Below are 12,291 nucleotides of genomic sequence, written 5' to 3' on the forward strand. Positions count from 1 at the left end.
TTCTTGGTGTGCAGGCGACACACCAGTTCATAGCGGTCGCCCACGAACAAGTCCCGGCAACTGATGAACAGCGCCGACATGTCCCGACCACGGTTCTGCTCAACCACTCGCACGATCACTTCGCCCACGTTCTTGCGACCGCTCACCGTCTTCTCGATGATCTCCTTCTTCGCCTGCGTCTCCGTCGTCGCCACGAAGTCGTATTCGCCGGGAATCGTGTCGGCCAGCGCCAGTATCTCCTCGAGCATCTCGGTGTAATACACGTGCACGCACAGCGCGATTCGTCCACAACTGGCCGGCTTTTCGCTCTGCTTGATCCGAACGTCGGGCAGCACGCTCGTCAACGCCCCGTTCGTGTTCAGCGTGCGCAATTCCGCCGAGCGCACGATGTTGCGCCAGATCATCGCCCGGTCGTAGTCCGACGTCTGCTCCAATATGTGCAGCGCGCGTGGCACGTCCGCCGAGTAGTGCTCCAGGAACCGCGGATCATGAAATAGCGCTCGACGCTTCAACAGCGGATTGCGATCCTTCAGCGTCTCGTCGATGCCCAGGATCGCTGGATAGTGCGTGCCGTAACGCGCATTGTCCAGGTACGTCTCGCACACGTACCCCAGCTTGGTAAAGTACTCCGTGAACACCACCTCATGGCTCAGAATCGCCTCTTCGTACGTCTTGCTGCCCTGCAGCCGCTCCCAGTACTGCTTGAACGTCTGTGAGCGCAGCATGCCGCTACGCACCGCAACGAAATTCGTGTTCAGGTGATAAGGCAGCTTGCCGTGGCCCGTGAACGGATTCGGCGTCATCTCCAAATGCGCCGTGATGCCCCAAAAGTCGCACGCCCGCGCACTCATTTCCTCGAACAACTCGGCGAACGGATATACCGGCCCGTAGCACGTGTGGTTCATCATCAGCACTTCGTCGTAGCGCCCCGCGCTGTCGAACCCGATCCTCTCCAATCCTTCCTTGTAGGCCAGCACGTCGAAGCCTTCGTTCGGACGCACCACCACCTCGTGAACCACGCCGTGCAGCGCGATCTCTCCGTCCTTCGACAGCGGACCATTCGAGAAAAATATGATCTTCTCGACGAACCGTCCAAGCTCCTTCAACAGAAAGACGACGTAATCGTCAACTAACCCTTGTTCGTCGTAGAACGAAAACAAACAGATCCGACGCATTGTCGGCTTCGGTTGGAGTTGATTTGGATTGCTTGGTATCACCGGTCACTTCCTTCATGCAACGTTTGGTGGGCGAGTCGAACAAATCTTCCCGGCCAGGATCCGACGCGCTTCAACGCCGCCGGATAGTTCCTCGATAGATGGGACGCAATACATTCGCAACACGCGGCGAACGAAATGCAATGGAGCGCTTCGTCGCGCGGAATAACTCTGCGAATGCATGACGAATCGACGACGCGCCAACCTGAGGCGACAACACCGGCCCCGCCCCTGACGACGGTAATAGCGGATAGCCTGCGCTTTTCCACTGCGTCATGAGCGTGCACTGATAGTTGAACTCCCCGTTGGGCAACATCGCTGATAGTTTTTGCAGCTTATATTCCAATACCGCGTAGTTCCAGCCGGCATGCCGTGGACTCAGAATTTGTTGCGTGGTATAGCGCGCGTCCTGCGCGACATAACACATCAGCCGTTCGAGCGCGTGGCCGAGCGAGCCTTCCAGCGGATAAGGCTCCGGCTCGAAATCGGTCCATTTCCACGGATGCGCAAACAGCTTGCGCAATGCCTTCGGACGGAACCAGAACATGCCACCGTACGGTGCAACAGGCGTATCGGTATCGAAATGCACAGACAGATCGAGCAGCTTCGTGAGCCTCTCGGCCGCAGCGCGATTGCCATACCAGGAATGTCCGAGCGTGCCATATGAATACTGAATAATCGGTGGAACCGCCACACCAATCCACGGATTGTCGTGGAACATGTCGATCACGTTCGACGTGTAGCCCCGGCTGTTCAATAGGTTTTCGAACATGTGCCGCTTGAAGATGTTGCTGCGCCCCGCGGCCAAGTGGGGCGTCTTCTTGGTGTGCAGGCGACACACCAGTTCATAGCGGTCGCCCACGAACAAGTCCCGGCAACTGATGAACAGCGCCGACATGTCCCGACCACGGTTCTGCTCAACCACTCGCACGATCACTTCGCCCACGTTCTTGCGACCGCTCACCGTCTTCTCGATGATCTCCTTCTTCGCCTGCGTCTCCGTCGTCGCCACGAAGTCGTATTCGCCGGGAATCGTGTCGGCCAGCGCCAGTATCTCCTCGAGCATCTCGGTGTAATACACGTGCACGCACAGCGCGATTCGTCCACAACTGGCCGGCTTTTCGCTCTGCTTGATCCGAACGTCGGGCAGCACGCTCGTCAACGCCCCGTTCGTGTTCAGCGTGCGCAATTCCGCCGAGCGCACGATGTTGCGCCAGATCATCGCCCGGTCGTAGTCCGACGTCTGCTCCAATATGTGCAGCGCGCGTGGCACGTCCGCCGAGTAGTGCTCCAGGAACCGCGGATCATGAAATAGCGCTCGACGCTTCAACAGCGGATTGCGATCCTTCAGCGTCTCGTCGATGCCCAGGATCGCTGGATAGTGCGTGCCGTAACGCGCATTGTCCAGGTACGTCTCGCACACGTACCCCAGCTTGGTAAAGTACTCCGTGAACACCACCTCATGGCTCAGAATCGCCTCTTCGTACGTCTTGCTGCCCTGCAGCCGCTCCCAGTACTGCTTGAACGTCTGTGAGCGCAGCATGCCGCTACGCACCGCAACGAAATTCGTGTTCAGGTGATAAGGCAGCTTGCCGTGGCCCGTGAACGGATTCGGCGTCATCTCCAAATGCGCCGTGATGCCCCAAAAGTCGCACGCCCGCGCACTCATTTCCTCGAACAACTCGGCGAACGGATATACCGGCCCGTAGCACGTGTGGTTCATCATCAGCACTTCGTCGTAGCGCCCCGCGCTGTCGAACCCGATCCTCTCCAATCCTTCCTTGTAGGCCAGCACGTCGAAGCCTTCGTTCGGACGCACCACCACCTCGTGAACCACGCCGTGCAGCGCGATCTCTCCGTCCTTCGACAGCGGACCATTCGAGAAAAATATGATCTTCTCGACGAACCGTCCAAGCTCCTTCAACAGAAAGACGACGTAATCGTCAACTAACCCTTGTTCGTCGTAGAACGAAAACAAACAGATCCGACGCATTGTGTTGTTTGGCTCAGCGTTCATTGTCTTTTGTAATTCAGGATATCGGGCACTCCACGTTCAGCTTGCTGTGGATCGCGACATCCAGCGAAAAACGGGCTTCCCAACGGCAATCAATATGTTGCGCCGCTGTCGGGTGTTATCAGATAAACGCAGTCGCACGCGCATCCACGATGTATACGGTTAGCAATTCTATCCTCATCCACCGGGCCACAGACTGCCCCTTCACCACATTTCACAGCGACTTCGAAGCGCAATCCTCGTCGCACGAAATGAATTCGAGGGCTGGCGAAGAAACGCCGCGCACGCCCTTGGACTGCATGCCGCTACGATTGCCCGGGCCAGCGCATGCGAGCCCACAAGATTCATGTCCCGCTTGACCTGTCCGCAGTTGAAAGCTGTACCGCTTGTTCCGACCTGGTCAATCGATACGCCCGCGGACTGCAGAGCTATCGTCGAAGTTCGGCAGCAGAGCGAGGACAGACTGGCGTTACGAGACGCTTCGCGAAAGGTATCTGCTCTCGCCGCGCACTACGCAGACGCCTAATCGTTGGGCCATTCTACTGCGATCGCCCGAGGCGACGAGAATCGCAGACATTCGTTCCATCGATACAAATCAAGTAAGCATGCAAAGTCGCCTCGCAATAGGCGATGTTGCTAATGGTTGTTTCTAAGCGCACCAGACGAGATCACGACGTCCAGCACACGTGCACATCGATTCGCGTACGTGTGGTCGCGCAACGTCCGCTCTCGCGCGGCGAGTGCGATCGATTCCGCGCGCGCCGGTTCGTCGCGCAACATTTCGATGAGCTGGCGCAATTCGGCGGGAGTGTCAAAAAGCAAGATCTCACTTCCCTCGTCGTAATAACGTTCGATCTCCAGGCTCTCTACGAAGAAACACTGCACGGTCCCGGCGGCGGCCGCTTCGAACGTACGTGGTCCCGGAGTCGATGCTTCGAGGTTGAAGCGGCTATTGGCGAGGTTGAAACGGCGGCCCAAATTGAGCGTCGCAAGTGAACTGGCGCACCAGTCAGGCAATTCGTCATTGGCAATGCGGCGATTTTGCGTGAAAGGCGTTCCCGTCGGCCATTCCGATCCGAGCACGGACACCTCGAACGGCGCCAGCGCCTCTGCACAATCGTGCAGCAAGGCAGCCCGGTTCGGAAACCCGACGCCGCAAAAAAACACGTCGCGCGCCTTATGCGGATTCCACGGTCGCACGTGCGCCACAGGGTCCGCGGCAAGCGGCAGGTGATGCACGTTCGGATGCGCATAGTGGGTCGTGGCCCAGCGGTCATTCGAGAAGATCACATCCGCGAGCGGAGTGATCTTGAACGCAAAGTCGAACTCGTAAGGATCGTCATGTAGCCAAAACGCAAGGCATGCAGACGTATCGAGCGCGACCTCCTTGAGACCGAGATAGTGCGAGGTCGACGGCATGCAGGATCCGAATACCACGATGATTTGCGGCTCGAAAATGCGAGCAATCTGCTCCGCGCTTTCGAGCGAGGATGTGCGTACCTCGCTCACTTGCTCGAGCGCGCGGAAGCCGTTAGCGACATAGCCTCGAAGCACAGCGTTATTGTTGATCGAATCCGGAGACGCCCCACACACGAGCACTTTCAGCGGTGCGCTCATAGCCTGCTCCGCACACGGTTCGCCACGAGCTGTAGCGCCCGTTTCAGGCCATGCGAACGATAGAGACTCGCCAGCCGCCTCGCCACAAATACCATGCGTGCCGCGGAAGAGGACATAGCCGCGCCACGTTCGCTCGCACCCACATGCCACTTCGACGAGTGCAGGACGATGCCCAGGTCGGCAAGGCTCGGCTGTCTGATCTGCGCATCCGCTGCAACGGGTGCTTGCGGGGCGCGCATGATGGACCGATATGCTTCGCACAACGCCTCGACGTGCGCCCACACGCCCGCGTACAACTGCTCCGTGATGTTCTCGTGAAGCACGTCGAGCAGTCCGGGTTCGTCGATCAGCCGCCTGATCGCGTCCATGAGTTCACCCTCGCTCTCGGGCGCGATCTTCAAGCCGTTGACGCCGTGCTGCACGCGCTCACCGAGCGCGCCGATGTCGCTCACGATCGGCACGATGTTCCTCTGCCACACTTCCGACAACGTCAGGCAATAGGTTTCAGGCCAGATCGAAAGATGGAGCGAGGCGTCGCATTCGTTCAGCGCGTCGGGTAGCGCGTCCGGTGCATAAGAACCATGGACGATCACGTTTCCCTGCTTCTTCATACGCTCGAGATGGCTGAAACCGAAATCGATACGGCCGAACACGTGGAATTCGACGGGCGCATTCGCAAACATCGGCAGCACGCGGCCGATCACCTCTCCGCCCTTCTGCCGTGTCACGTTGCCGAGCAGCGCAATCTTCAGCTTGTCCCGAGCGCGTTGATTTCGCCGACGGCGCACGGGTGCGTCAGGCACGGGAACCGGCAGAATATGCACCCTCTCATGCTGGCGCACGGAGGGCAGCATCCGCGCATATGTATCGCGCGTACCCGCCGTATTGAAGATGAGCAGATCGCAGTGTCGCAGGGCGTCGTCCCAAAATGCCCGTCGTCTTGCCTGCGAGCCCGGCGCGATACGATGCTTCTGCCACAGACAGACGTCGCACTGCGAAATGGATACATCCGGTGCGCCGCAGAACTGGTTCTTGAACGAGAGCAGGTTGAACTCGTGACACACCGGAAAAAAATCGTGGGCCGTGAACGCGCTCGGAACGCCAAGCTCCTGAGCCACGTACATGAGTGACGGGACGTGTCCAATGAAGTGATGGAAATGAACGAGATCTACGCCATGCTCAAGTAGCGCGAGCCGGAAAGCGTGTTCCTGCGCGGGGGAAGAAAGCACGCTGGAATCATAGCCCTCGCTTACGCGATAACGCTTCACTTCCGTGTAGTCGTCCGCCAGCACAAGTGCGTCGCGCGATTTCGCCCCTTCGCCCAGCAGATAGAAGAGAATCTTCCAGTCAGATCCGAGTTGCTTGCGGATGCGGTCGAGATACACCTCGACACCGCCGAAATGGCCGAGTCCTACGACGTTGTGCGTGACGAACATGACAGTACGCGGCTTACCTGGATCGACGTGCGCCGCCGTTCGCACGATATCTCGGGCCTGCGTGAGAATGGTCTCAACGCGATTGTCGTAGGTGTGCTCGGCAAGCGCCCGTTCGCGCGCAGCCATTGCGAGCGAATCGCGGTACGCGCGGTCGCCGATCACGCGCGCGGCCTTTTTCAGGAAATCCGCGGTCGAGGAAAACAGGACAATCTCATTGTCCGGCTCGAAGAAGCGCGTGACTTCATCCAGCGACTCGTGCACCATCTGCACACCGCCCGCCAGCGCCGCCTCGAAAAGACGCGGAGGCGGCGTCTCGGCGCGTTCGCGCCCACCTGCCGACGCCGAGAACACCCGCGGCAGCAGCAGCGTGACCGCACTGCGGTTGACGAATCGCGCGAACTCAGGCGGAGGCGTGCGCCATGACAGGGTGCTTTCGGGCAGATCCACGCCGTGCGGCGGCAGAAACTGATTGGTCGGCAACGCGAGCTTGAACTTCCAGTTCGCCGGCATCTCTCCGAGGATGGAGCGGACGAACGCGCTGCGGTTAGGCCACGCCGTGCCAGCAAAAAAAAGATCGTAACGCAGAGGCCGGTCGGCGGGCTGAACAGTGAACGAATGAAACTCGACAGCACCTGCCAGCGGCAGATGACGACCTTTCGCTCCATACGCACCGACACTGGAGGAATCGTTCGTGAAGACCAGGTCGAACAGCTTCGCGTGACGCACGTTAGCCCTCAACTCATAAGGATCTTCCGTGACCCAAAGCAGCGAACGCCCACACACTGCGGCAATGCGCTGACACAGCACTTCGTCCAACTCTTCACCGTCGAACGCGATGAACAGATTGCACCCGTTCTTGGCCGCCACGGAAACCGCGTCGAGCGGATCGCACTTCGCGACGAACGCGACGTCCGGATGCCGCTGGAGCGCGCTGAAAAGCGCCAGGCAGATATAGTGGTTCGGATTTCTGTATTTCGTATCGAATAACAGAACCCGGAACGGGAAATCGATCATGCTTCTTCTCGTAGTTCTTACCGGGCGGCTACGTGGTGGCCTCGTACTGGCTCAGCACCTCTTCCATCGGGCCAAACGCGCGCACACGGCCTCGCTCCATCCACAGCACCTTGTTGCACACGCGGCGGATCTCCGGATTCGAGTGCATCGCGAGCACGACGATTTCCGCGCGGCTGTGAAGATCGGCAAGGCGATCTTTCGCTTTGTGCATGAACGATGCATCGCCGACGCCCATCACTTCGTCGAGCAGAAGGATTTCCGCGTCCACAGCCGTGGAAACGGCGAATGCCAGGCGCACGCGCATGCCGCTCGAATAAGTCCGCAGCGGCAGATCGAGATAGTCGCCCAGTTCACAGAAATCTGCGATAGCCTGCTGTTTCTCTCGGATTTCGCTGTCCGACATGCCGAGCAAAAGGCCGCGCAGACGAATGTTCTGCATGCCGGTCGAATTCTCATCCATGCCGAGGCTGATATCGAGCAACGGCACGATCTTGCCGTCGCTTGTGACCGTTCCGCCGGTCGGCGCGTAAATGCCTGCCATCGTGCGCAGCAGCGTGGACTTCCCCGCACCGTTATGGCCGATCAGTCCGATACGGTCGCCTCTCTCGAAACGCAGATCGATGTTGTCCAAAGCGCGAACGATGATCACGCCGTCGTGGTCTTCGGCGATGGTGTTCTTGCGCCCGATGCGCATCACTTTTTTCTTCAGCGAGCGTCCGCGGACATCGTAGATGGGTAGGTCGAGCGTCGCGCCTTTGAGTTCGATAAATGCCATGTTCTTTTGGTTACACCCAGTACGGAATACGCTTGAGGTAGCGGCCGGTCAAAGTGAGGCCCAGCAGCCAACCCACCACCGCCATCGCCACGCAGACGCCCCAGGTCTGCGCGCTCGGAAACTGTCCGATCAGTGGTGCGCGCACGAGGTCGATCAGATACGCGAGCGGATTCCATTCGACCACGAACGTGAAGCGGCTAAGCGACGCTGGTTTGAACAGGATAGGTGTGACATAGAATGCCATCTGCATGAGCGCGGTGATGATTTGCGGCAGATCACGGAAACGCGCCGAGAGCAGGCCGACCACCATCGTGATCCACATCGCGTTCAGCATGTAGAGCACGAGGGCGGGCAAAAACACGGGAAGCGTCTCCCAGCTCTTCACGCCGAACACTGCCAGCAGCAACACGACGATGACGAAGTTGTGAGCTAGGATTACAAGATTGCGCCAAACCACCTGCAACACGAAGATAAGCTTGGGCGTCGAAGCCTGCCTAATGAACTGCCCGCTGCTGATGTAGGCCATCGCGCCTTCGGTCACTGTGGTTGAGAATGCGGTCCACATCACCAGACTGATTGCCAGGAACGGCAGGTATTCCCGCATCGACTGCCCGAACAGGGTGCCGTACACCACGCCGATGGAACCGATCATCACGCCCATGCTGATCGTCAGCCAGAACGGTCCGACGCGAGAACGCGCATAGCGCTGGCGCACTTCCAGCCAGCCCAGGAGCGTCCACAGCCTCCAGGCGCCAAGGCTTCGAGTCAGGTCTTGCGTGCTTTGTTTCAAGATTGCTGCCTTCCGAGGAAATCAAAATTAATTGTTTGAGGAATTCGACGCATTGACCGCGCGCCGCATTCAACCGCGATCGAATGCTCCCATTTTGCCAGTGAGTCCATCCCATATGCCGCGCAGCGCCATTGCGAGATGCGCCCTGCGCGGCTTGAGCCAGCCGCCATAGATCACCAGCCGAACCGGCATCTTCGTCAGTTCGGTCCACTTCCAGGTCCAAGGCATGTATCCACGGCAGATTAGCGCCGTTGCGTTACGAAACAGATAATAGTGACGCAACGGGCTGTGACTCGGGTACGACCGGCCCAGCACGCGGATCGGCTCGCCGCCAAGAAAGTGCGCGAGATGCAAGGTCGGCGAGCCGAACACTCCGTAGCCCTTGACCTGCGCTCGCACGCACCATTCGAGATCCACGAAATCGATGAAAAGCGCGTCGTCCATCGGGCCGATATCATGCCACGCCTTCAAGTTGATGCACGATCCCGACGAAATCAGGAAATCCACCGGAATAGGCTCGGTCCCGGCGGGTTCGATACGTTCGAGCGCCGGGAACTTGAAGCGCACGAAAGGCGCTGTACCACCGAGCCGCGCGTCGTCGTACGCGGGTCCGATCAGCGCCACGCGCTGTCTGGCCCTTAATGCACGTTCGACTAACGCTGGCAATCCAGTAAGCAACTCTGCCGAGGGCTCGCTGTCCTGATCGAAAATCAGTGCGTATGAACACCCGCGCTCGAGCAGTTGCGCCACGCCCTGATTGATCGCAGTGGCAACGCCGAGGTTTGCCCCGTTCGGCAAATACAGTACATCGGCTCGCAGGCCGAGATCGACGGCGGTGCGGAGCGCCTCTGTGTTATCCACGACGACGCACGTCCCGAACCCGGCGAACCAGTTCGCACGCCTGATGCATTCGGCGTCGGGATGATAAAACACGACGACGATGCCGACTTCACGCGCCTCAGCCACGATGCAGTGACACCCGCAACGAAACGGGCGAACGCTCCCGAGTGCGTACGTTGTGAAAACCCGTACGGATGAACATTGTCTTCATCATGAGCGATTCGTTCGGCAACCTCGGATCAGCAAGCGAGCGAAAGCCGCAGCGCCTGATCCCACTCCGGGGCCTTCAGTCCGAACGTCCTCAGCAGTTTCTCGTTCGACATCCGCGAGTTGGTAGGACGAACCGCCGGAACTGGATACGCCGAAGCGGGAATGGGATTGACCTTAGGCTGCTTCTCGAGGCTGGACAAGCGGAAGATCGCCTCCGCGAAACCGTGCCAGGACGTTGCCCCGGAAGCCGTCAGATGATAGATGCCGCTATTGCGCCGCCACCAGTCTCCGCCATCGCCGCCCGCCTTGTCGGATTCGACCGCGCACGCTTGCGACAGCACACCCGCGGTCAGCGTAGCAATAGTGTTCGACCACGTCGGCGCACCGATCTGGTCCGCCACGACGTTGAGTTCGTCCTTCTCCGCGCCCAGCCGCAGCATGGTGAGCAGAAAATTCTTGCCGCGCATGCCGTAGACCCAACTCGTGCGGAATATCAGATGGTCGCAGCCCGATGCTGCAATCGCCTGCTCTCCCGCGAGCTTGCTTTTGCCGTACACATTCTGCGGATCGACGGCGTCGTCTTCGACATACGCGCCGTCCTTCTTGCCATTAAAGACGTAGTCAGTCGAATAGTGGACCAGCGCCGCACCGAGCTTCTTCGCCTCTTCGGCGAGAACGGCCGGCGCTTCGGCGTTCAGGCGCATGGCTGCATCGACGTCCGTCTCGGCCTTGTCGACCGCGGTGTAGGCGGCCGGGTTCACGATGAGCGCCGGTTTGATCTCACGCACGACACGACGGATCTGTTCGATGTCTCCCAGATCCAAACTGGAGCGATCGAGCGCGGTGACGTTCCCCAAACCCTGCAGGCTGCGCGCCAGCTCGAAACCGACCTGACCGTTGATGCCAGTCAGCAGGATGGTGCGTTCAGTAGACGTGGTCATCGGCGTGCTCACTCGAAGCAATCGGCTTCGGACAAGCGCTTGCCCGCCGCATCCTTGGCCGCGAGCATCGGCTCAAAATCGATCGGCCATTCGATGCCGATCTCCGGATCGTTCCACACGATGCTGCGCTCGTGCGCCTGATACCAGTAATCCGTGGTCTTGTAGAGGAACTGCGCCGACTCGGACAGCACGACGAACCCGTGCGCGAATCCCGGCGGCACCCACAATTGCCGGTTGTTCTCGGCGGACAGATTCACGCCGACCCATTTGCCGAAGTTCGGCGAGCTTTTACGGATATCGACGGCGACATCGAACACTTCGCCTTCCACGACACGCACGAGCTTCCCTTGCGGATGCTGGATCTGATAATGCAGACCGCGCAGCACGCCCTTGGCCGAACGCGAATGATTGTCCTGCACGAACTCGACGCCGCTTTCGACGTGCTCCGCGAACTCACGCGCGTTGAAGCTTTCGTAGAAGAAGCCGCGCGCATCGCCGAACACCTTCGGCTCGATGATCTTGACTTCCGGCAGCGCGGTAGCGGTTACTTGGATGGCCATGCGACTTGGTCCTGTGGGAGATTGAGCAGATATTGACCGTAGGCGTTCTTCGACAAGGGCTTGGCGAGCGCGAGCAGTTGCTCCTCGCCGATCCATCCCTTGCGATACGCGATTTCCTCGGGACAAGCCACCACGAGACCCTGACGCTTCTGCAGCGTCGCGATGAACGTGGCCGCTTCGATCAGCGAGTCGTGCGTGCCGGTATCGAGCCACGCGTAACCGCGCCCCATGATCTCGACGTCGAGCTGCTTGCTCTCGAGATAGCGCGAGTTGACATCGGTGATCTCGAGCTCGCCGCGCGGCGACGGCTTGATGTCCGCCGCGATATCGCAGACCTCGTTGTCGTAGAAGTACAGACCGGTGACCGCGTAGTTCGAACGCGGCTTCGCGGGCTTCTCTTCGATCGACAACGCGCGGAACTGCCGGTCGAATTCGACCACGCCATAGCGCTCCGGATCGTGCACGTGATACGCGAACACCGTCGCGCCGTCCGTGCGCGTGTCGGCGCTTTCAAGCTGCTTGGCGAGATCGTGCCCGTAGAAGATATTGTCGCCGAGAATGAGCGCCGACGGATCGTTGCCGACGAACTCGCGCCCGATGATGAACGCCTGCGCGAGCCCGTCCGGCGACGGCTGCACGGCGTACTGGATATTCATGCCCCACTGGCTGCCGTCGCCGAGCATCGACTCGAAGCGCGGGGTGTCCTGCGGCGTCGAGATGACGAGCACGTCGCGAATGCCCGCGATCATCAGCGTGGACAGCGGATAGTAGATCATCGGCTTGTCGTACACGGGCAGCAGCTGCTTCGACACGGCATGCGTGATCGGATAGAGCCGCGTGCCGGAACCGCCGGCGAGAATAATGCCTTTGCGCGCCATGC

General features: G+C 59.6%; 10 protein-coding genes. All 10 read right to left on the reverse strand.

Features of this window, described 5'->3' with window-relative positions; genetic code table 11:
• On the reverse strand, window positions 1-1,175 hold a 1,175-nt coding region (locus NCT05_RS13710; protein WP_250502562.1), incomplete at its 3' end, for a rhamnan synthesis F family protein.
• Window positions 1,176-1,287: 112 nt separating this feature from the next.
• Window positions 1,288-3,231, reverse strand: coding sequence for a rhamnan synthesis F family protein (locus tag NCT05_RS13715; RefSeq protein ID WP_250502563.1), 1,944 nt, complete (start codon window positions 3,229-3,231; stop codon window positions 1,288-1,290).
• Window positions 3,232-3,864: 633 nt separating this feature from the next.
• Complete coding sequence (locus tag NCT05_RS13720; RefSeq protein WP_250502564.1) at window positions 3,865-4,845, reverse strand: CgeB family protein; 981 nt, start codon at window positions 4,843-4,845, stop codon at window positions 3,865-3,867.
• A complete protein-coding gene (locus NCT05_RS13725) occupies window positions 4,842-7,295 on the reverse strand; it encodes a glycosyltransferase family protein (protein ID WP_250502565.1) in 2,454 nt (817 codons plus the stop codon). Before NCT05_RS13725 ends, NCT05_RS13720 begins: the two co-directional genes overlap by 4 nt.
• 28 nt (window positions 7,296-7,323) lie before the next feature.
• Window positions 7,324-8,070 carry an ABC transporter ATP-binding protein gene (locus NCT05_RS13730; RefSeq protein ID WP_250502566.1) on the reverse strand — a complete coding sequence of 249 codons (747 nt, stop codon included), beginning with the start codon at window positions 8,068-8,070 and terminating at the stop codon, window positions 7,324-7,326.
• Between the two features lie 10 nt (window positions 8,071-8,080).
• The gene (locus NCT05_RS13735; RefSeq protein WP_502801792.1) at window positions 8,081-8,863 is read right to left on the reverse strand and encodes an ABC transporter permease; all 783 of its coding nucleotides are present in this window, start codon (window positions 8,861-8,863) and stop codon (window positions 8,081-8,083) included.
• A 66-nt stretch (window positions 8,864-8,929) separates the two neighbouring features.
• The gene (locus NCT05_RS13740; RefSeq protein ID WP_250502645.1) at window positions 8,930-9,829 is read right to left on the reverse strand and encodes a glycosyltransferase family 2 protein; all 900 of its coding nucleotides are present in this window, start codon (window positions 9,827-9,829) and stop codon (window positions 8,930-8,932) included.
• A gap of 110 nt (window positions 9,830-9,939) precedes the next feature.
• Window positions 9,940-10,851, reverse strand: a complete 912-nt coding sequence (rfbD, locus tag NCT05_RS13745) for a dTDP-4-dehydrorhamnose reductase (protein WP_250502568.1) — start codon at window positions 10,849-10,851, stop codon at window positions 9,940-9,942.
• Window positions 10,852-10,859: 8 nt separating this feature from the next.
• A complete protein-coding gene (rfbC, locus tag NCT05_RS13750; RefSeq protein ID WP_250502569.1) occupies window positions 10,860-11,411 on the reverse strand; it encodes a dTDP-4-dehydrorhamnose 3,5-epimerase in 552 nt (183 codons plus the stop codon).
• The gene (gene rfbA, locus NCT05_RS13755) at window positions 11,396-12,289 is read right to left on the reverse strand and encodes a glucose-1-phosphate thymidylyltransferase RfbA (RefSeq protein WP_250502570.1); all 894 of its coding nucleotides are present in this window, start codon (window positions 12,287-12,289) and stop codon (window positions 11,396-11,398) included. The genes rfbC and rfbA overlap by 16 nt, the downstream gene beginning before the upstream one ends.
• Window positions 12,290-12,291 lie beyond the last annotated feature (2 nt).

The sequence above is a fragment of the Caballeronia sp. AZ7_KS35 genome (genome assembly GCF_023631045.1).
GTDB classification, from domain to species: domain Bacteria; phylum Pseudomonadota; class Gammaproteobacteria; order Burkholderiales; family Burkholderiaceae; genus Caballeronia; species Caballeronia zhejiangensis.